The sequence below is a fragment of the Nocardioides panacis genome, assembly GCF_019039255.1.
GTDB lineage: Bacteria > Actinomycetota > Actinomycetes > Propionibacteriales > Nocardioidaceae > Nocardioides_B > Nocardioides_B panacis.
Map to the genome: position 1 here is coordinate 1,725,108 of NZ_CP077062.1, position 19,203 is coordinate 1,744,310.

At 70.0% G+C, this 19,203-nt stretch carries 20 protein-coding genes and 2 pseudogenes; 15 read left to right on the plus strand and 7 right to left on the minus strand.

Translation table 11 applies throughout. From position 1 onward, the window contains the following. Window positions 1–402 precede the first annotated feature (402 nt). The 6 genes and pseudogenes from KRR39_RS08310 to KRR39_RS08335 all read left to right on the plus strand — a co-directional run bounded on the left by KRR39_RS08310 (window position 403) and on the right by KRR39_RS08335 (window position 3,763). Complete coding sequence (locus tag KRR39_RS08310) at window positions 403–1,086, plus strand: SDR family oxidoreductase (protein ID WP_254185606.1); 684 nt, start codon at window positions 403–405, stop codon at window positions 1,084–1,086. Between the two features lie 164 nt (window positions 1,087–1,250). Further along, complete coding sequence (locus tag KRR39_RS08315; RefSeq protein ID WP_216941573.1) at window positions 1,251–2,078, plus strand: hypothetical protein; 828 nt, start codon at window positions 1,251–1,253, stop codon at window positions 2,076–2,078. Window positions 2,079–2,182: 104 nt separating this feature from the next. Further along, entirely contained in the window at window positions 2,183–2,386 is a 204-nt protein-coding gene (locus tag KRR39_RS26000; RefSeq protein WP_216941574.1) for a sulfotransferase, read from the plus strand. Next, complete coding sequence (locus tag KRR39_RS08325) at window positions 2,319–2,843, plus strand: sulfotransferase family protein (RefSeq protein WP_302053565.1); 525 nt, start codon at window positions 2,319–2,321, stop codon at window positions 2,841–2,843. Before KRR39_RS26000 ends, KRR39_RS08325 begins: the two co-directional genes overlap by 68 nt. 27 nt (window positions 2,844–2,870) lie before the next feature. Next, window positions 2,871–3,116 (plus strand): annotated as a pseudogene (locus KRR39_RS08330) (YunG family protein); the annotation flags it as partial. A 119-nt stretch (window positions 3,117–3,235) separates the two neighbouring features. After that, window positions 3,236–3,763 carry a GNAT family N-acetyltransferase gene (locus KRR39_RS08335; RefSeq protein WP_216941577.1) on the plus strand — a complete coding sequence of 176 codons (528 nt, stop codon included), beginning with the start codon at window positions 3,236–3,238 and terminating at the stop codon, window positions 3,761–3,763. Window positions 3,764–4,673: 910 nt separating this feature from the next. On the opposite strand, the gene KRR39_RS25585 is transcribed toward KRR39_RS08335, so the two are convergent. Together KRR39_RS25585 and KRR39_RS24575 are read right to left on the minus strand one after the other, a co-directional pair. Next, the gene (locus KRR39_RS25585) at window positions 4,674–5,504 is read right to left on the minus strand and encodes a Fic family protein (RefSeq protein WP_302053566.1); all 831 of its coding nucleotides are present in this window, start codon (window positions 5,502–5,504) and stop codon (window positions 4,674–4,676) included. Next, window positions 5,455–6,015, minus strand: a complete 561-nt coding sequence (locus KRR39_RS24575) for a Fic/DOC family N-terminal domain-containing protein (RefSeq protein WP_254185607.1) — start codon at window positions 6,013–6,015, stop codon at window positions 5,455–5,457. Before KRR39_RS24575 ends, KRR39_RS25585 begins: the two co-directional genes overlap by 50 nt. A gap of 53 nt (window positions 6,016–6,068) precedes the next feature. Here KRR39_RS24575 and KRR39_RS08345 point away from each other — a divergent pair, with 53 nt between their 5' ends. The 9 genes and pseudogenes from KRR39_RS08345 (at window position 6,069) to KRR39_RS08385 (ending at window position 13,628) form a co-directional block, all read left to right on the plus strand. Continuing rightward, complete coding sequence (locus tag KRR39_RS08345) at window positions 6,069–6,629, plus strand: CHAD domain-containing protein (protein WP_216941579.1); 561 nt, start codon at window positions 6,069–6,071, stop codon at window positions 6,627–6,629. Window positions 6,630–6,822: 193 nt separating this feature from the next. Further along, window positions 6,823–7,806 carry an endonuclease/exonuclease/phosphatase family protein gene (locus KRR39_RS08350; RefSeq protein WP_216941580.1) on the plus strand — a complete coding sequence of 328 codons (984 nt, stop codon included), beginning with the start codon at window positions 6,823–6,825 and terminating at the stop codon, window positions 7,804–7,806. Window positions 7,807–7,925: 119 nt separating this feature from the next. Next, window positions 7,926–8,369, plus strand: a complete 444-nt coding sequence (locus tag KRR39_RS08355) for a helix-turn-helix domain-containing protein (protein WP_216941581.1) — start codon at window positions 7,926–7,928, stop codon at window positions 8,367–8,369. A gap of 715 nt (window positions 8,370–9,084) precedes the next feature. Further along, a pseudogene (locus KRR39_RS26005) lies at window positions 9,085–9,552 on the plus strand (SMODS domain-containing nucleotidyltransferase); the annotation flags it as partial. Window positions 9,553–9,625: 73 nt separating this feature from the next. Beyond that, on the plus strand, window positions 9,626–10,084 hold the full coding sequence (locus tag KRR39_RS24580) for a hypothetical protein (RefSeq protein WP_254185608.1): 459 nt from the start codon (window positions 9,626–9,628) through the stop codon (window positions 10,082–10,084). A gap of 2 nt (window positions 10,085–10,086) precedes the next feature. Beyond that, window positions 10,087–10,680, plus strand: a complete 594-nt coding sequence (locus tag KRR39_RS08370; protein WP_216941584.1) for a ubiquitin-conjugating enzyme family protein — start codon at window positions 10,087–10,089, stop codon at window positions 10,678–10,680. Beyond that, on the plus strand, window positions 10,673–11,665 hold the full coding sequence (locus KRR39_RS08375; protein ID WP_216941585.1) for a ThiF family adenylyltransferase: 993 nt from the start codon (window positions 10,673–10,675) through the stop codon (window positions 11,663–11,665). The genes KRR39_RS08370 and KRR39_RS08375 overlap by 8 nt, the downstream gene beginning before the upstream one ends. Before the next feature lie 9 nt (window positions 11,666–11,674). Further along, window positions 11,675–12,157, plus strand: coding sequence for a Mov34/MPN/PAD-1 family protein (locus tag KRR39_RS08380; RefSeq protein ID WP_216941586.1), 483 nt, complete (start codon window positions 11,675–11,677; stop codon window positions 12,155–12,157). Then, a complete protein-coding gene (locus KRR39_RS08385) occupies window positions 12,123–13,628 on the plus strand; it encodes an SAVED domain-containing protein (RefSeq protein ID WP_216941587.1) in 1,506 nt (501 codons plus the stop codon). Before KRR39_RS08380 ends, KRR39_RS08385 begins: the two co-directional genes overlap by 35 nt. A 47-nt stretch (window positions 13,629–13,675) precedes the next feature. On the opposite strand, the gene KRR39_RS08390 is transcribed toward KRR39_RS08385, so the two are convergent. From KRR39_RS08390 to KRR39_RS08410, 5 genes are all read right to left on the minus strand, one after another. Continuing rightward, a complete protein-coding gene (locus tag KRR39_RS08390; RefSeq protein WP_216941588.1) occupies window positions 13,676–15,514 on the minus strand; it encodes an SIR2 family protein in 1,839 nt (612 codons plus the stop codon). Window positions 15,515–15,642: 128 nt separating this feature from the next. Beyond that, window positions 15,643–16,485 carry a hypothetical protein gene (locus KRR39_RS08395; RefSeq protein ID WP_216941589.1) on the minus strand — a complete coding sequence of 281 codons (843 nt, stop codon included), beginning with the start codon at window positions 16,483–16,485 and terminating at the stop codon, window positions 15,643–15,645. After that, the gene (locus tag KRR39_RS08400; RefSeq protein WP_216941590.1) at window positions 16,427–17,500 is read right to left on the minus strand and encodes a hypothetical protein; all 1,074 of its coding nucleotides are present in this window, start codon (window positions 17,498–17,500) and stop codon (window positions 16,427–16,429) included. The genes KRR39_RS08395 and KRR39_RS08400 overlap by 59 nt, the downstream gene beginning before the upstream one ends. Next, window positions 17,434–18,561, minus strand: coding sequence for a hypothetical protein (locus tag KRR39_RS08405; RefSeq protein WP_216941591.1), 1,128 nt, complete (start codon window positions 18,559–18,561; stop codon window positions 17,434–17,436). Before KRR39_RS08405 ends, KRR39_RS08400 begins: the two co-directional genes overlap by 67 nt. Window positions 18,562–18,883: 322 nt before the next feature. Then, window positions 18,884–19,060 (minus strand): hypothetical protein, encoded by a 177-nt coding sequence (locus tag KRR39_RS08410; protein ID WP_216941592.1) that lies wholly within the window; start codon window positions 19,058–19,060, stop codon window positions 18,884–18,886. Window positions 19,061–19,203: the final 143 nt, after the last annotated feature.

Here is a 19,203-nt window from a genome sequence, read left to right on the forward strand (position 1 = left end):
CGCCGAATCCTAGGTCCGGTGCCGACTCGTCGTTGAAGAACTGGTGGGCGAGTCGGTTCGTTGAGACTGTCCGTCCCTATTACGGCTGCGCCAGCAATGAGCGCGCCCGTCGACTGGGCCCCGCGAGGGAGGGCTGCCGTCGTCGGGACACGCCAGTCCGTATACCCGTCGCACCGGCCGACGTGGCGGCTATCCCTCGCGTTGACGCAGCGCACGCAGACTGCGGTCGCCTATGCTCGCTGGCGCGGACCTGGCGACTCGACGACACCGGCGAGGGTCTGGCCGCCAAGGGGGAGGTTCCGTGGAGCTCGAGCTGTCCGGCCAGGTCGCCGTCGTCACGGGTGCCAGCAAGGGGATTGGCCTTGCGGTGGTCACGGCGTTGGTCAACGAGGGGTTCACGTCGTGGCCGGGGCCCGGAGCGCGTCCGCCGAGATCGTCGCGCTCGTGGACGCGGGTTCGGTCACCTTCGTGGCAACGGATCTCGCTGCACCGGATGGCCCGGACCAGTTGGTGGCCGAGGCTCTGGAGCGGGGACGGCTGGACATCCTTGTGAACAACGTCGGAGCGGTCACGCCGCGGATGAACGGCTTCCTCGACGTCACCGACGAGGAGTGGTTCCGTTCGCTCACGCTCAACCTGATGGCGGCCGTGCGGACCACCCGCGCCGCACTCCCGATGATGCTCGAGGCCGGTCGCGGAAGCATCGTGATGACCAGCTCGGTCAACGCCTACCTTCCCAGCCCCGGCGTCATGGACTACAGCGCCGCGAAGGCCGCCCTCAGCAGCTTCAGCAAGGCACTGTCCATGGAGGTCGGGCCGCGCGGTGTGCGCGTGAACACGGTCAGTCCCGGCCCGGTCCACACCGACATGTGGCTCGGTACAGACGGCATTGCGCAGCGTGTCGCCCAGGTGACCGGGTCGACTCCGGAGGACGTGGCAGCGGGAACGGCGTCCGGGAGCGTGACCGGCCGGTTCTCCGATCCGGCCGAGGTCGCTGATGCGGTGCTGTTTCTCGCCAGCCGACGCTCGGGCAACACGACAGGGGCCAACCTCGTCATCGACGGAGGCATCATCCCCACTTTGTAACCTGCAGATCCGGTACCCGCCGGCACTGGAAATGCTGGACGTCGTGCGGTCCGTTACGTACGGTTCATGACGAACAGAACGGGGGACCCACCGTGATTCGCACGACTCGGCGTGCAGTAGCAGCGGCCACGGCGCTCATCGCCACCGCCACCACCTTGTCCGCGATGACGCGACCGGCCGAAGGAGCCACCGCCGACTGCACCCCGGCGGACCCGCCGCCCCGGGTGCTGTCGGTCCAATCCGACGACGTGACGCTCCTGCCGTCCTCGCGTGGCTTCACCGACCAGCCGGTGCACGTGACCGTGCAGAGCGCCTGCGGTGGCTCGTCGAGCTACCTGCAGCTCCGGTTCCGCCGCAGCGGTCAGGTCGGCGAGAAGGGGCGGGCCTGCGCGGTCAGCACGTCGTCTGACTACATCGACTCCGGTGCCGGGCCGGTCGCGACCAGCCAGCCGGACGTCTACGACCACCCGCTGAGCAAGCCGTGGTCGTTCGACGCGAACGACGACTACGGCACCCCGGCGACGACGAGTGCGTGTGCCGGGCCGTGGGACATCGTTGCGACCCCGTACAACACCTTCAAGATGGGCGACACCTCCACCACCACCAAGGGTGCACCGTTCACCGCGAAGGCCGTCTTCTCGTTCTTCCGCGGCTCCCGACTCACGACGAACGTTTCCCCCGAGCCGGTGCGCCGCGGCGCGACCGTGACCGTCAAGGGCCGCCTGACACGACAGGCGATGGCGCCGGACCGGCTCTCGACCGGCGCCCGGGACAAGTACATCGCCTTCGCTGGCGAGCCGGTCGGCCTGCAGCGACGGACCCTGTCCGGGACGTACAACAACATCCGGACGGTCCGCAGCAACCGGGACGGCTACCTCACCACCAAGCTGAAGGCGCTGCCCGAGGACCGCTGCTACCGCTGGGTCTACCGGGGCTCCGACACCACCCTGCGCGTCACAGCCGGCGGCGACTGCATCCACGTCCGCCGCTGACGGCACACCCATGTGCGAGAACATTGTCGCGTTGTCCGCTCATCGGCATGTCCGTACGCGTGGACAGCGATCAGGGATCCGGGACGGGTCTCTAGGCTGCAGTGATGGTCCTGCAACTCATCGGCAGTGGCTTGCCTCGCACTGGCACGTCCTCGCTCCGGGAGGCTCTGCGACACCTCCTGGGCGCGCCCGTCTACCACATGAGCGAGGCCTTCGCGCATCCCGATTGCCCATACCTGGGTGGCTGCCATGAAGGGGGACACACCCGACTGGGAGGACTTCCTGGCCGGGTACGCCGCCGGGGTTGACGCGCCGTTCTCGAACTGCTGGCGCGAGCTGTCCGCGGCATATCCGGATGCCCCGGTCTTGCTGTCGCGCCGTGCCGATCCCGAGGTGTGGCTCCGCAGCATGGAGGCGACGGTCCTGCCTCGCACTCGCGAGATTCTCGCGAAGGACGACCGCGATCCGATGGTTCCGTTGTTCCGGGTGATCTTCCGCGACCTGTTCACCGACATCGACGACGGGGATCAGGCCAAAGCCGGCTACCAGCGGCGGCTGGACGAGATCCGCGCCGAGATCGCCCCGGAGCGGCTCGTCGAGTGGCAGCCGGGAGACGGCTGGGAGCCCGTCTGTCACGCGCTCGGCGTGCCTGTCCCGGACCTGCCCTTTCCTCACGAGAGCAGCACCGCGGACTACCTGTCCCGCAAGGGAGCTCGTGCGCACAATGATGCGCAACGGGTAGCGTCCTTACGCTCATCGAACTAGCTCGCGCGCGAGCCGCTCGCAGGCGGCACCGTCTTCACCGCTCTCACCTCCGGCGGGACCAAGGTCGGCAACCACTACTGGAACCGCCTCCCCGACAACACCGAGGTCGACATGACCGCAGACCAGTTCCTGCCCGGCGAGGTCATCGCAAACGGCCGGGACGTCGCACGGCCACCTACGCACCACGCCGCCACCGCGAGCAGTACGAACTACTCCGCGACCGTGTGCTGCAAGGCACTCGCCGGCACGAGCGCCCAGACCGCCGCCAGGTAGCCGACGGTGTCGAACGCCGGCGGGACAACGTCCCGTCCGGCGTGCTCAACCGGACTAGCAGATGGTCGGGCCAAGGTCGCCGAAAAGCGGTCCGCCGACGCTCGTGCAAGGGTGTGGCCATGGCAGGTGAAGCGGCTCGGGGTCGTGAGGGCGTGCTTGAAACGGATCGTCTGCTGCTGCGGCCGTGGCGGGTAGACGAGGCCGGTATTCAGCGTGAGATGTGGGCTGAACGCGACCCGCGGGTGCCGCCGCACCGCCGCATCGACGCGGACGGACATCCCACGGTCGCAGATTTCGAGGAGGCGATCCGCGCCAACCAGCCGTCCTCGCTCGGGTTGCTGGCGGTCGAGCGGGAGGTCGAGGGCGACGCCATCGGGTACTGCGGCCTGGTCGACAGCGGACGAGGGACGCACGAGCCGGAACTGGCGTTCGAGTTCCTGCGTCGCTGCTGGGGGCAGGGATACGCAACCGAGGCGTCCTGGGCGGTGCTGGACTGGGCGAGAACGTCCGGGTACGAGCGACTGTGGGCATCCGTCTGGGACTGGAACACCGCCTCGCGCCGCGTGCTGGCGAAGATCGGGTTCACCGAGACCGACCGCGAGGAAGCGAACTACGGGACCAACCTGGTCACCACGAGACGGCTCTGACCCACGCCGTCTCATCGGGCGTGAGAACGGGTAGTCGGCCATCTGTACGCCGCCCTGCGCGCGGTCAGCATGTCGACCCGTTAGGCGCGTTCGCTCGTCAGTCGCTGGTGGGAGAGCTGGAACTCTTGCCCCACCCTCCCTGGCGAAGCTTGTCAACGAACAGCCGGCAGCCGTGCCCCTGCGCGCGCTCCGCGCGCAGCTCTGCACCGACGCACCTGGCACTCGATGTACCCGATGCTGCAAATCACGCGAGCGTGCAGACCTCTAGGGCAACTGGGACCGTTGGCTGCCCTGCGACGGCGCCCGGCTCCGGCGCACGAGATACGACTACCGCTCGACCCACACTTCCTGGACGTCGCCGAGTTCCATGCCCGTCGCACCGAAGGTCGTCGTGACGACCTTCCGTACGTGAGGCGTAGCGTTCGCGCTTCCAACGAAGCACATCGGAAACGAGGTCGCGCAGATTGGAACTTCGTCCTGAGCGAATTGGAAGCGCGGCCAAACGAAGTTCGTCTGACGCAGGGACGTAAGGGGTCGTGTAGACGACTCGGGATGCAGAAGCTTCAGGTCTGCTCATGGGATCGCGCACTGCGCGCTCAGCGGCTCAAGGCGTCTCAACGGCCCTGCAGGGTGCGAATGAGCTCGAGGAGGGCCTGGCCGGCCGGGAACATGACCTCGCTTCGCCGCGGGAGCGGCTGCGCGCGAAGGTCACCTCGAGCAGCTCGAGTGCGAGCAGCCGGTCGTCCTCAACGCGCTCGTCCCGAAGAGGGTCAGCCGTAGGGGCCAACGTGGTGGTCGTCCGGGTTGAGCTCGCCCGCCACACCGTTTGCCCAACGGGCCGGACGGCGCAAACAACACGTGGTCCGGTGGCCGTCGCGGGCCCCACCGTGCAGACGTGGCCCGTCGGCGGTCAGGCAGTCGATCGGACCGGGTGGCGCCAGCACGTCTGACCTGCCTCGGGGACCCGGTTCCGGCAGGGACCCTTGGGGGTGGGCTCCCCGCAGCGATGTACAAGCACCGGGGCCACGGTGCCGTTCGTGTCGCTGGAGTCCTCGGTAGTTGCCGGACCACGGGCGTCGGGCCGTTCCAGCAGCGGGGCCCGGGTACGTGGCCCTGCCTCCGCTCCGAACGACAGCAGCGTCAGCAGGTCGTCGGCCTGATACAACGGCGTCCTGCGGTATTTGCCCGTCGCGGGGGTGAGGACGTCGATGTTCTGCAGCTGATGGACGAGCTGCTGCGCGCGTCGCGGGGACACCTCGAGCTGTCCCGCCAGGAACGTCGTCGACACCACGGGGTTCTCGGCGACGACGTCGAGCGCACGGTGCAGCGACGCGTCGCCACGCACGCCGTCGAGCGCCCCTCGCCACCGATCGAGCAGGGCGATGGCGGCGTCAGCGAACGTCCCCGCGGCCACGGTGGCCGACTCGACGTAGGCCAGGAACCGGCTGACGTAGTCGTTCAGCGCCGCTAGGCGGTCGTCTCCGGTGTACCGGTACTGGGTCAGTGCCTCGACGTATCCGGGCACGTCGTTTCGCAAGGCCGTGGAGAGTGGGATGACGCCGTCGTCGATGAGGCCGGCGCGCCTGAGGACGCCGTGGACCAGCGCTCGTCCGACGCGACCGTTGCCGTCCTCGAATGGGTGGATCGTCTCGAACTGCGCGTGGACGACCGCGGCCAGAACCAGCGGTAGGTCACCTGAGGTGTTCGCGTAGGTGAGCAGATCCTCCACGTAGGCGTGCACGGCGGCCCCGGGGGGTGCCGCGTAGTCGGCGTTGAGCTTGTTGGTGCCCCCCGATCCAGACCTGCTCGCGGCGATAGCCCTCCTGGTGCCACGGGAGGAGCGTCTGGTGGATGGTCCACAAGTGCTCGTGCTTCCACTGGCCGGCGCCCAGTACGTCGATCGCATCTTTCATCGCGGCGACGTTCCGCACGATCTGGCTGGCGGCGTGCGGCGCTGCCTCCGCGTAGACCTGCGCCACCGCGACGTCTCGAGGAGTCGCACGGATGCCCTCGATCCACGACGACGAGATCGACTCGGAGCGCAGCGCGGTCGAGTACAGCGCCGGCAGCGGGTTCGCCCGCAGACGACCGCCGAGGCGAGCAACCGCCGTCGAGACCTCCGCTGCCTGCTCCAACGTGGCTCCCGACAGCGCGTTCGACACGTCCGCGAGCAGGTCCGGGTGGTACCGCAGGTAGCTGCCGCCCTGCCGCTCGGCACGGCTCAGGCCAGCGAAGTCGGCTGCGACTTGCACCCTCTCCCAGTGAGCCACGGTAACCACCATCCTTATCCGCGAACAATCATACTATGATTGTTCGCGAACGTGTAACGCTGGCAACCAGCCCCCGCGCCCTCAAGGTTCTGGACTCCGAGCGCTACCACCAGGTCCTCATCGACCTCGACCGGCTCGTGACCGCACCACCGTGGACACGCAAGGCGGCCCGACCAGCGGCCAAGGTTCTGCCCCAGCGGGCCGCGCGGGCATACGCCCGGCTGGAGCAGCTGGTGTCCGCTGTGCACGGTGCCCCCGACACCGCCGAGCGCGACGAACACCTGCACGAAGCCCGCAAGGCCGCCAAGAAGGCCCGCTACGCCGGCGAGACCATGGTCGAGTTCTTCGGCAAGCCCGCCGATCGGTTCGCCCAGGCGATGGAGAACGTGCAGGAAGAACTGGGCGAGCACCAAGACAGCGTCGTGATGCGCACCCGGCTCGAGCAGCTGGCGCGCGAAGAGCCCTCTCCCGCCGCGGCGTTCGCCTACGGCCGCCTGCACGCCCAGGAGGAGCAGCGCGGCCAGCTCGCCGTCGACCGTTTCGAGACCGTCTGGCGCAAGGCCTCCAAGAAGTCCCTGCGCTCCTGGATGAACTGACAAACCGAGCGGCGGGCGCCAGACAGGCGGCCGCGCACACTCCGTCCAGTCGCGCCCTCGAATGGGATCGACGAGACGGCTGACCTCTGGGCCGGCCATGTCGGTCGAGGGCCCGGGTGGTGGCGTCCCTCGGGATGAGGGCGGACGATGGAGGCAGACCACGGCTGCGGTCTCGAACGGGGGTGTGTGAGCGGTGGCACGAGTCGCGACATGGAACCTGGAGAACCTGTTCCGGCCCGGTGGCGGGTCCGGTGCCCCGACGACCACGGCCGCGTACGACGCGAAGCTGACCGCGTTGGCCGGCACCATCGGACGGCTCGACGCGGACGTGCTCGCGGTACAGGAGGTCGGTGACCCGGCCGCCCTCCAAGACCTGGTCGACCTGCTGCCCGGCAGCTGGCACGGCGGGGTCGCGGACCCCGACGGCCGCGGGATCCGGGTCGGGGTGATCTCCAAGCTGCCGCTGACATCGCTAGAGCAGGTTCGGACGTTCGCGGCCAAGCTCGCCCCGGTGCAGGTCGACGACACCGGGAAGACCATCACCCAGCTCGGCCGGCCGGCGCTGCGCGCCCGGGTCCAGGCCGGCGGGGTCGACATCGACGTGGTCTCGGTGCACCTGAAGTCGAAACTGCTCTCCTTCCCCGGTGACCGGTTCAGCCCGCACGACGAGGACGAACGCGCCCGGTACGCGGTCTACGCGCTACACCGACGGTCCGCCGAGGCCGCCGGGGTCCGCTCCTACGTGACCGGGCTCCTTGATGGCCAGGGCCTGGACCGGGCGGTCGTGGTGGCCGGCGACCTGAACGACGAGCCGGAAGCAGCGACCACCCAGGTTCTGCTCGGACCACCCGGCTCGGAGTGGGGCACACCGGGCTACGAACGACCGGACGCCGGGGACCGGGCCCGGCTGTGGAACCTGGCCATGCGGATCGACGCGACACAGCGATACTCGCGCAAGTACCGCGGCCGGTTGGAACTGATCGACCACCTGATGGTCAGCGACGCGCTCCGGGGCAAGGTCACCGCGGTGACGGCAGGCGACCCGGACCCGGCCGCGCCAGCGTCAGGGGCCCACCCGACCGGAGGGGATGTGCCGTCGGTGACGGACAACCCCCACGAACGCACGGATGCTCCCGGGTCCGACCACCGGCCGGTGATGCTCACCCTGGACTTGTGAGCCTCACGCCGCCCCTGAAAGATCCGGGACGCTGTCCGTAGCCCATCCGGCACCTGCCCCTGCCGATCTGCAGGATGCCGGAACCCGTCGAGGCCGATCGCAACACGAGCCCTCCACAAGTGGCGAAGAAGGCCACGACCCCGGTCGGCGCCGGCTCTACCTTCAACATCATGGACCAGACGCCACCGCCACCGGTCGACGGCATCAGCGGGGCAGAGGCCGCCGACATCCTCGGCATCGCCGAGCTCAGCGTCTCCCGCCTCGTCCACAGCGGCGTCCTCCGCAAGGCTGTTCGTGGCCAACGTCACGGTCTCGAGCGCGCCGAGGTTGAACGACTCGCCCTCGAACGGTGGAGGCCGGGCAGACCGTACTGGGTCACGGCCTTAGACGCCGCCGACATCCTCGGTGTGACCCGCCGACGGGTTACCCAGCTCGCCGAGCGCGGGTTCCTACCCGCCGTTCAACACGAGGGCCGCTGGCTCTTCCGCCGACACCAGGTCGAGGTCGTCGCGAACGCCCGCGAAGCCCGCAAGCTCCGCGGCACCCTTGGCACCGGCACATGACCCACCTCACCACCGCCCGCGGGGAACGGGACGTCCAGCGGCCGCTGGACCTGCCGGCGCCACGCCGCCGTCTTGTCGGACCGGGACGGCATGATGGCGCCATGACGTGGGTGCATCCGGCCGTCAGCGACGACGACCAGCGGGCGGCGTACACCGGCGCATACGACCTGGCGGACTGGTTTGACTGGGTCCCGTTCAAGCTCGCCCGCACCAGCGCGCCCCGGGAACCAGGCGCATACCTGTTCGGCGAACCAGCCAGCGGCGTCTTCTGGTACGCCGGGTGGGCGGCGAACGCGGCGGCGGTGCTCGCCCGCCGAGCTCGCACTAGCGTCCATCGGTCTACTGGACCGGCAGCGGCGCAGCCACGGGCTCGGCGAAGCAGCCCCGGACCGGGCCCTCGCGGACCCCTGATGTCGCCACGGGTCGGCAGGGATCGAGCCAGCGCTGCTGTGCTCCTCCAGCGGCCCGTGCGGGTCGCGGGTCCGGTTCGCCGGCTGGCGATTGACCTGCGCTGCCTCGTGACTGGGACGTGGGCCGTCCGCTCTCCTCGGCGCCGGCATTGCCCAGGTAGTCGAACTCGCGGGTGCGGAGACCGCTGGGACGGAACTCGCGAGTCGCCTTGAGCGCATGTTCTGTCGGCGCTCTCCGATACGCTTCGTACAGACGTTCGATCATGCGCACGCGAGCGCGCACACCTGACTGAGGGGGACCCGCGGTGACGCAGCTGGCCAGCTACTTCACGGAGGCGCTGAGCAACATCGAGCCGGGTGACGACGCCAGGAACGCGAAGTCCGCTCACGAGGAGGTGCGTGCGACCCTGCTGAAGTCCACGGACCTGACCGACTTGGGGATCGACCCTGTGCTGATTGGCTCCTACAAGCGGCACGTCTCGATCCGCCGGGTGAAGGACGTCGACGTCTTCGGCAGGTTGAAAGATGCCGACTCGGACCTGGCGCCCGGTGCGGCGCTCGACCTCTTCGAGAAGGCGCTCGAGGTGGATTTCGCCGGCCGCATCGAACCCCAGGCCCGATCGTTCAAGATCGACTTCCCCGACGAAGAGCTCACCGTCGACGTTGTCCCGGCCCGTCCGTCGGGCAACCACTGGGAGATTCCGAAGAAGGAAGCCCAGGACAAGAGGGCCGGCTGGCTGGCCACGAACCCGCTTCAGTTCAACGAGCTGACCACCGCGGCCAACGCCGAGTTCCTGCTGAACGACAAGGGAATTTACGTCCCGACCGTGGAAGCTCGTGCGTCAGGTGCGCCGCAACTACCTGCGCGACGCACATCCCGGCGGCTTCTTCTTCGAGGTGATGACCTATTGGGCGTTTGTCGACGGCGCCCCGAAGGAGACCAGCCAGGCCGCATACCTGGTGTTCGCTCTCGAGCAGATCGTCGAGACACTCGTCCAGGTGGCGGAGAACGGCCTGGCCGACCCCACCTTGCCGGACAAGATCATCAGCACGCGCGCCGACGCCGCCGATCTGGAGCACGCGACGGCCCGGCTCACGGAGGCCCGCGACCTGGCCGCCGAGGCGTTGCGCGATGAGGACGACTGCGCCTCTGCGCTCAAGTGGCAGGAGCTGCTCGGCCTGACGACCGAGGACGAGGAGGTCTTTCCCCTCCCGGAGTACTGCAACCCGGACGGGTCGACCAAGAAGTCGGATGCGCTGCCGGGGGCGTTGGTCTCGCCCGCGGGGACCGGCCGCTACGCCTGATCGTGACCTTTCAGTTGCCGGGAGACATCGCCCTGCTCCGCGCTGGCCTGCGGCAGGGTCTGGCTGGACTGGGTTTCGCCGATGACGGCGTGCTGCTGCGTGGCCCCGTGAACTGGAGCGTCCGGGACGGAGAGCCAGCGGTCGCCACCGTCGACATCGAGCTCGATGAACGTTTCCCGTTCGCTCCACCGGTCCTCCGCGTACACGACGTTGGGGCGGATGTCCCTCTCACCTGGCACATCGAGCCCGGCGGGGCGCTGTGCCTGTGGGACCGCGCCGACTCGACGCCCGCGGATTGGAGCACTGCCCGCGCGGTCGTGGCACGGGTTCAAGGCTGGCTGGAGAAGACGGCGGCCGGATGGCCAGACGACAACGACTGCGATCTGGAGCGTTACATCCCCGGCACCCAAGACCCGGTCCTGGTGCTCTGCGATCTCGTGGAGCTCGGCGACGTCACTGGCTGCGTACAGGTGCTGCCCACCGGCCGCGGAGTGGTGCGCGTCAGCCCGGAGCAGCGCCCGGTCCCCCCCGAAGACCCGCAAGGGGCGCCGGCGACCGAGGAGCGGGAGCCTGGGGTGGGTCGCGAATGTGGGTGAGCTCGCGCAGCCGATCGTCGGGTGGACCGACGTGGCCGCCCTTCTCGATCCAGTGGACACCATCGCGCTCCTCCGTCTGGTGCATGAACACGGTCTGCGGCACCTGCTGCTGCGCTACACGCGATCAGGTACCCCGGGAACTCTGGCCCTCGTGCTCGAGGCAGCGGGGAACGCCCCAGGAGCCCGGCAGGCAAGCCCACGGGTGCGAAGTTCGCCGACGGCCGACACCAGCGTGGCCGCGCGAAGACTTCGATCCGGCGTGGGCGCGCCTGAACTCGCGTCATTTCGAGTCGCCATCGTCGGATGCGGTGCGGTGGGGTCCGCCATGGTGGACCTGCTCTTCCGCAACGGCGTGACCCGGCAGATCCTTCTCGACCCCGACCGGCTGCGACCGGGCAACGTGATCCGGCACCTCGCGGACGACCGCCACGTGGGTCTGCACAAGGTCCACGCAACCCGCCAACGACTGGGGGAGGTCGGCCTGGTCGTCGATGACGTCGACGCCCGGGTGGACGCCATCGGCAGCCCCGGTTCCGCGCTCCTGCTGATGGACGAGGTCGACGCAGTGGTCGATGCGACCGGCGACGAATGGACCACCGCGCTGCTCCGCTGGGCGGCAGAGTCGACCCAGACCACCGTCGTGTCCGCCGCCGTACAAAGGGAAGGTGGGATCGCCCGCGCTGATCGTTTCCCCGCGCCCGTCGGCGACTACCTTCCCTCGGTACCTCTCCGCACCGATCTTCCGGCTCCCGGGCGTGAACATGGATGCGGCGACGCCGTGTCGAACACGCCACCCTCCGCGGTCGTCGCCGCCGCCACTCTGGGGGTGGAGCTCCTGCTGGCCGGGCTCTCCGGCGTTTCGGCGACGCCGGCCTCGCTTCTGCGGGTGCTGCAACCGCAACCCGATGCGCCCTACGACCGCCTGACGATGCTCACCTCGCCGCCAGCCGCACAGGACCCTCCGGTGACGGGTGCACCTCGGTGAGGACCAGTCATGGCTGACCGCGGAGCGGCCGGCGGCCCCTTGCGCGTCGCGATCACGGGTCCGGCCCTGAGCGAGATGCGCGACCAGGATCGGGCCGCGAATGACACCGAGATCGGTGGTCTGCTTCTCGGTTGGTGGGCCCCCGGCACGATCATCGTGCGGCACGCAATCGTGGTCCGCGACCCTCGCTCGACCGGCACGTCGTGGACGCGGCGGCCGCGGCAGTCCCGTCGTGCGTTGGCGGATGCTCTCGCGATATTCGAGCATCCATTGCTCGGCTACGTCGGGGACTGGCACTGCCACCCACAGGTCTGCGCTGCCAGCGACCGAGATCTCGCGTCGCTGCAGCGCACCTCACGGCAGTACCGCTCTCCACTCGCCTTGATCGTGTCCCTGCCCGACGGCACCTGCGACACCAGGGCCGCCCAAGACGGCATGCTGGTCCCCGTGACCACGGATGATCGACCTGTCCTCGCAGCCGGGGACGCGTGACATGGCACTTCCGGCACGGGCGGCCGCGTTGCGCGGCGACGACCTCCAGCATGCTGTGGGCTGGTACTGGGCGGTCTGCGCCTACCAGGACCCGGAGATCACCTCCGTCAGCATCGAAGACCGCGACGGGGGGTCCTTTGACGACGTGGTGGTGAGGAGGGTCAGCACGGCGCATCGGCTGTTGCAGGTCAAGAACTCGAACTTCGGCGGCACGTTGATCGACGACAAGTGGCTGCTCGCCACTTCGTCGTCGTCCGAGAGGGCGCGCAGCCCGCTGCAGCACTTCTTTGACACCTGGAAGGCGTGGCGCGACTCGGGGGAGCCCTTCGACCTCGAACTGCTGAGCACCCGCGGGTTCGACCCAGCGCACCAGATCCTCGGCGAGCACAGGGATCTCCTGACTCACCAGGTCGATGTGCAGAGAATCCTCGATGCCAGCGGCGCCAGTCGGCTGGGAAAGGCGCGGCTGCTGTGGCAGGAGCACCTCAACATCAGCGCGTTCGAGCTGGTCGCGTTCTTGTCCGCCGTTCGCTTCCGGTACGCCGGCAACGAGAACGACTGGGACGAGAAGAGCGCCCTGCGGATGCAGCTCAACGGGCTTAGACACGACCGCGAGGCGCTCACGATGGGCCGCGCCCTGGTCAGGAACTGGGTGAAGCTCGGGTCGGGCGAGCAGTCCCGCGACGAGATTAGAGCCCAGATTCACGAGAGCCGCCTTCAGGCGACCGACGCCGTCCTGCACCTGGTCGTGCACGGAATCGACCGGGAACGGGGGCCGGCGCCGGCGACCGTCGAGATCGACCTGTTGGACCTCTACGTCGGTGACGATCCGCAACGACGGCATCGCCTGGTGGACGATGCCGCCTGGGAAGAGGTACGCGTCCGCGTTCGTGCGGCGGTCGAGATGCTCGAGTCGCTCGGTCCCCGCACGGTGCGCGTGGTCGGGAAGATGCGCTTACCTGTCTGGTTCCTGTTGGGGGCCGAGCTGGCGGCGACCCGGGGTTGGGTCCTCGAGACTGAGCGCTCCGGGGTGGCGTGGAGCACGATCTCCCCGCCGGCTTCTGACCGCGAGCACGTCGTCCCGCAATCGAACGCCGGTTCGCTGTCGTCGGGCTCGCGGCTCGCAGTTGCTGTCTCGCTGACCCACCCCGTCGGTGACGATGCGCGGTACTTCCTGCGGGCCGCAGGCTGGCAGGACATCCCGATCCTCGAGCTGGACCCGCCCGCGGGAACGGAGGTTGGGCACTACTCCGTCGGCACCGCGAACTGGCTCGTGGACTGGGCTCGTGCCGCCCGAGCCGCGATACGGCAGGCAGTGACGGCGTCCGGCGCCATCGAGGTGCACCTGTTCATAGCGGCCCCCGCCCAGGCCGCGCTCTTCCTGGGGCACTTCTGGAACATGTTGCCGGCGACGGTGGTGTACGAGTTCGACCCCGCGACTTCCTCATACTTCTCCACCGTGCGGGTCTAGCACCGAACGCACCGGCAGTGTCCGTCTGTTCTGAGCCGCCCGGACCTTCAGAAGTGGCGGCGGTATCCCGCGAGCTCCTCGCGGTAGCTGTCCAGGGTGGCGTCGAGGTCCGTGTCCACGGAGAGCAGGTCCAGCCAGGCGGCCGGGTCGTGCGCGCGCTGGAGCTCGCCGAGGAACCGGACCTCGGCGTCCGGCACGAGGTCGTTCTCGACCCGGCGCCAGGCGAGCTCGCCCGCGTAGGTGCCCGGGATCGGGTAGCCGGCCGCCGGGTGGTCGCGGAGCACGTGTTGCAGCAGGCCCCACCGGTACTCGAAACCGTGGAAGGCCGCCCGGAAGTCCACCGGGTCGGGCAGCCACGGGTCGAACAGGTCGCGCAGGTCGATCTCCAGCAGCCGGCTGACCGGGAACCGGGACGGCTGCTTCGCCCAGCGGGGGAGCGCGTTGACGACCTCCTTGTCCCAGACGCGGTCGTAGTGCAGCCCGTGGGTCGCCGGGAGCGGGTCGCCTTGGTGGTGGGGGCGTCGGACCCGTGTCTCGGTGCTCAGCCGGATCAGCAGTCGGTCGCGTCCGGTCACCGTGGTCGCGATGCCGGCGGCGGCGAGGAAGAGCAGCGCCGGGGTGTGCTGGGCGGCGTCGATGGACTGGTTCCAGGTGCCGGGCGGGTCGGATCGCAGGTTGACCAAGGTCTGCAGGACCTCGACCCAGAGGTCGTCGTGAAAGCCCTCCCGGTCGTGCCGGATGCCGGTGAGGGCGAGCCGCAGCAGCGGGGTGGTGGCCGCCCGGTAGTCGTCGTAGAGGTGCTGCAGGTGGGCGGCGTCGGAGGCCGGGACGTAGACGCTGTTCCGGGCGACCGCCCGCCGGACCGGGGTCAGCGCGTCGAAGACGAGGTCGTGCACGTCGATGCGCCGGGACGGGTCCAGCAGGTGCCGCTTCAACCGGGTCACCGCCATGTCCGTGGACAGCGGTGGCTCGGCCAGGGTGTCGAGATCCTCCACGTGGTCGGCCAGCCGGGTGAACAGGGTGTCGGCCGAGTCTGCCGGCACGAGCACGCCCCGCAGGCCGGCCAGGAGTCGCCGGGCGCCCTCGACCCGGCAGCTGCGGCTGTCCCAGTACAGCGGGTACCGGCGGGAGGTGCCGCGCTCGATGGCCCGGACCAGGGCCGTGTCCGTGGCCGCGGACCAGCCGGAGACGAGCAGGCCGTACTCGCTGAACACCTGGTCGAGCAGGCGGTTCCACGGCTCCGGGTAGACGTCGAGCTCCGTCGGTGTGTTCCGGCTGCCGAGATCCAGATAGTCGCCGTGCAGCTTGACCACCGTCACCGTCGCGTGCGCGAAGGGGGCGGCTCCCGCCACGGCATCCGGGTGGGCGATGACCTGCGGCGCGATCCCGGCCTCTTCGAGTGCTCGTTCGGTGAGCCGGTCGAAGTTGGTGGTGATGATCACCCGGACCGTGCCGCGGGCAACCAGCCGGGCCAACGCCCGGTGCGCGGCGCTGGGTGTCTTCCTGCCCTCCTGCACATCCTCGGCGGTCGGCTCGAAGTAGGCCTTGAGCAGCCCCTGTCGGGCCGCCTGGGTGGGCGCGACCCGTTCAAGCAAGGTGGCGTAGGTCAGCTCGCCCTCACCGTGCCGGGACCACCATGCCTCCGGGTCGGCGACCGCGGCCGTGACCGCATCCGCGTCGTCCGGGTCCTCCAGCGTGGCAAGCCTCCCCACCAGATCCTCCACGATCTGCCGGGCAGTAGGCAGGTGCGCCCCGGTCGACACCCCGGACCCGAGCAGGACCGCGTAGACACCGGGCTGGGCGTGCATGCCCAGGGCCAGCAGGAGCGAGGCGTCCAGTCCCGCACCCACGGCGGTGGAGGCAGGGTCGGGTGCCGGTGTCGTCATGGGCACCGACCGTAGCGACCCCCGCCGACAGGCGCTGCCCCGACCCGCGTCCATGACCGTGCCGTCACCCGGACCGTCGAGGTCTCGCCCAGGGTCCGGGGTCCAGGTCGGAAGCAAGGGAGTCGGGATCAGGGCCGGTCTCGGTACGCGTCGTAGGGCACTGCGGGCCAGGGGACCCCGGCCCGGTCGCGGCGGCAGCGGCTGCAGATCGCCCCGGAGACCTCTCGCAGCCGGGAGGGCGAGAGCCGGTGGTGACCGCAGAACTCGCAGGTCCGCAGCCGCAGGCCGTCCGGGGTGAGCTGCCAGTCCTGCGCAAACCGGGACCGTTTCAGCCATCGGCGGAAGTCGTCGCGGTGTTCCTCCGGCACCGGGAGCCGGTCAAACCCGAGAAACCCGGTGCGTCCGGCGGCCGGGTAGCATCCGGCGGCTCGAGGGGACGCGGGATGCAGCCAGGCCGGGCGGGTGGAGACCGGTCCCACGACGTAGAGGGCATGCAGCCGGCGGAGCAGCTGGATAGGCTCGCCGGTGCGCCGGGACAGGGCGGGAAGCTGACCCAGGGTGAGGGGTGGGCCGGCTAGGAGCGGCAGCATCGGGTAGGCCGGTGACCTGGTGACCCCGGCGCCGCGGCGGCGGGCCAGTTGCGGGGCGACGATCTGGAGCTCGAGCCTCAGCAGCCGGGGGTCCCGGACGTTGACGAGCGGGACGGGAGCGTCCGGCTCGAGGCCGAGGGCGACCCGCAGCGCAGGCAGCCAGGTCCGGAACCCGGATCCCGCCAGCGTCCGGAAGGAAGCACCGTGGGTCCGCATCCGGCTGACCCAGTCCGTCAGCTTCTCGGCGGTCCGGTCCACCTTGGTGTGCCGGGGCGCGAGCGTCTTGGTGCCCGAGAAGGGCACGATCCAGGTCCGGGCCTCCTCATGGAACGACAGCGTGCCGGACCACCGCAGGGTGCCGCTGCGGGGGAGGTGGTCCATGGCGGACCGATCCCAGGCGACCTCGATGGTGAGCGGGCCCGCGCCGGAGAGCAGCAGCTCGCGGAACGTCACGTTGGTCGGGTCGCGGAGCGCCGCCAGGAACTCCAGGAGCCGTCCGAGCGGGATGCCGCGCAGGATCGGCCCCCGCGCCGCCCGCAGCGAGGCCTCCCGCACCTCCAACTCGCTGACCAGATGCTTGCGCTGGGCGACGATCTGCTTGTAGTCGGCGTTGACGGCACGGAGCCCCTCCCCGTCGAGGTACCGGAGCTTCGCCTTGTAGCGGGCCTCTTCCCCCCTCGGTCTGCCGGATCCGGCGTCCCAGGGCCGCGATCTCGGCCTGGTCGGCTTGCACCGTGGACTCGTGCGCGGCGAGCAGGGGCCGCAACGTGTCGCGGTGGGCGATGAAGCCCTCCACGATGGACAGGGCCAGGTCGTAGTGGTCCAGGGGCGGGATCGGGTCCCCGTAGATGCCCAGCCGCTCCCAGCCGTGCGGCTGGAAGACGTAGTAGCGCACCTGGCCCTGCACCCCCGGCACCCCGTGCGCCGCGAGCCGGCCCGGTCCGCGGTGCGTGCTGACGGGCCAGGACGAGAATCCGCAGCCCGCGGTGTTCCGGGGCCTGGTGCGTCCGCGTTCCCGTCGTCGGGTGATCCGCTCGTAGTCCTCGCGGGTCAGCCAGGTGCCGCTGCGGGGGTAGAACCCCTCGATGACATGGTCGGTGCCGTCGATCGCGAGACCGGCGAGCACGATCTTGCCGGTGTAGTAGGCGTCGAGATGGTCCAGGATCGACGCGCAGATGCCCCGGGCGTTGCTGCGGCCGGACTCGGCGTAGCGCTGGTACCCCTGGGCGGGTTCCCGGCCCAGACGGTGGAGGCCCGGGGAGCGGTACCCGCGGGCGATCAGCTCGTCGGCGCAGTGCTCGTAGTCCCAGCCGGGTCGGCCGTACATGCTCAGGAACCACTGGACGTTCGCCACCTGGTTGACCAGCGTCTCGCCGCGCAGGACGGCGTCCACCACGCGCCCGGCGGTGACCTCGTGCGGATACGGCCGGTAGCCCACCAGCTGGGCTGCGCTCCCGGGGGCGCTCCCGGGGGCGGTCTCGTCGGGGGGCTCGTCGGGGGGGCTCGTCGGGGGGTTCGTCGGGGGGGTTCGTCGAGGTACAGGAACTGTTCGGGCCGCGCGCGGGCCCATCGGGGCGCCGTGGTGTCGGGGTCTGCTGGAAAGGGTGCCTGGCCGGGGGCGGGTCGTCCGCGGTCCGAGAGTGACCGCAGGTAGGCGGTCTCGGTGCCCGGCGGGGGAGTGCGGTTACCGCCGAACCGGACCCGGCCGTCCACGAATCGATTGCCGACCTGGGAGATCCGCGGCGTGTCGATGCGGTGGGAGAAGAACTTGGCCTCCTTCATGCCGGCCTTGCCGGTCTGCCAGAGCTTCTCCTCCAGCTCATCCCCGAACGGGATCGGCGGGTCGTTGTCGCCGAAGTACATCCAGGACAAGATGCCTTTGCGTTCGCGCAGTGCCTCCAGGTTGTTGATGAACACGCCGGCCGCGGCCGCTCTGCGGAGGCCGCGGGTTCCTTCGTGCAACGCGGTCAACGTCACGTCCTGGCTGTAGATGGTCTCGGCGAGGTCGTCGGAGACCGGATTGGACTTGCGGAGGTCGCCGAGCTTGACCCGGCTGCCGGTGGACAGGTGGATCAGCAGGTTCGGGGCCAACCGGAGGAGCAGCACGCGGGCTTTGAGTGGTTTGTCGGTGGCGACGTCGAGCCCGCCGTCGATCTCGACGCCGCGGAGCCGCAGGTCCTCGGCGAGTGCCTCCTCGGAGGGCAGCAGGTGGCGGACGTCCACCACCCGCTGGGCGAGCCAAAGCGCCGTGTTGTGGCAGTTCTCCGCGGCCGCCTTCGCCCCAGCGGGGCCGGACAGCACGCTGTTCGCGCCTTCCAGCAGGATCACTCCGCCGTGCTCGAGCGGTCGGCGCAGGTCGCTGGGGCACGGGTCTAGGAGGATCGCCCCGTACAGAGGTGGTCCGGTGCCGGGGGCGACCGCGCTCGAAGGCAGCGGGCGGTGCGGATCGGTGCTCATCAGGAAGGTCCTTTACTACGCGGTGAGCGTAGTACAGGATGCCGAGCATGACGGTTTGGTTGGTCGTCGCGGGCCGGCGCTCGGATCTGCCGCCGCGCTGCTGGTGTGTTCCGGGAGCGCGGGGGCAGTACTACGGGGGGCCACCGGGCGCGGCCCGCCCCGCGCCCGGTGGCAGCCTGGTGCGAGCCGTGCGCGAGAGCCGGGCGGTCGAGCTGCGGCTGGTGGCCGGGGCCGGCTTGGGTCGTGTGCTCGGGCGGGCCCAGGTGCGGGCGCTGTTGCTCGCCCCGCCACCGGTCTTGGTCCGGATCACCGTGGGTCCCGATCATTTCGACCCGGGGGACCGCTTGGACCGGGCTCTGCTCCGGGTGTTGGCGCTCGCCGCGGCACCGGACCGGTCCGGGCCGCGCTCGGGGCCGTCCCCGTTGTCGGCGTCGGTCTGCACGGACAGCGACCCGACGACGCGGCCGTCCTCGAACGCCATCTTGATCAGGTCGGGCACGCTGAGCCCGGGCGCACCGGTGGCGACCAGCCGTCCCCGTGCCTGACGGCTGGCCGGCGATGGTCGGGGAGGGGTGGCCCTGGTGTCGGCCGACTCGGGCCCCCTCGCTTCGTTCGCTGCTCGGGCCATCAGGAGTCCGCCTG

Excerpts from the sequence above, each read along its gene's own strand:
- KRR39_RS08315 (WP_216941573.1), top strand. The coding sequence starts at position 1,251 with ATGACGCGACCGGCCGAAGGAGCCACCGCCGACTGCACCCCGGCGGAC.
- KRR39_RS26000 (WP_216941574.1), top strand. The coding sequence starts at position 2,183 with ATGGTCCTGCAACTCATCGGCAGTGGCTTGCCTCGCACTGGCACGTCC.
- KRR39_RS08335 (WP_216941577.1), top strand. The coding sequence starts at position 3,236 with ATGGCAGGTGAAGCGGCTCGGGGTCGTGAGGGCGTGCTTGAAACGGAT.
- KRR39_RS08345 (WP_216941579.1), top strand. The coding sequence starts at position 6,069 with ATGATTGTTCGCGAACGTGTAACGCTGGCAACCAGCCCCCGCGCCCTC.
- KRR39_RS08380 (WP_216941586.1), top strand. The coding sequence starts at position 11,675 with ATGGCTGACCGCGGAGCGGCCGGCGGCCCCTTGCGCGTCGCGATCACG.
- KRR39_RS08385 (WP_216941587.1), top strand. The coding sequence starts at position 12,123 with ATGATCGACCTGTCCTCGCAGCCGGGGACGCGTGACATGGCACTTCCG.
- KRR39_RS08390 (WP_216941588.1), bottom strand. The coding sequence starts at position 15,514 with ATGACGACACCGGCACCCGACCCTGCCTCCACCGCCGTGGGTGCGGGA.
- KRR39_RS08395 (WP_216941589.1), bottom strand. The coding sequence starts at position 16,485 with ATGGACCACCTCCCCCGCAGCGGCACCCTGCGGTGGTCCGGCACGCTG.
- KRR39_RS08405 (WP_216941591.1), bottom strand. The coding sequence starts at position 18,561 with ATGAGCACCGATCCGCACCGCCCGCTGCCTTCGAGCGCGGTCGCCCCC.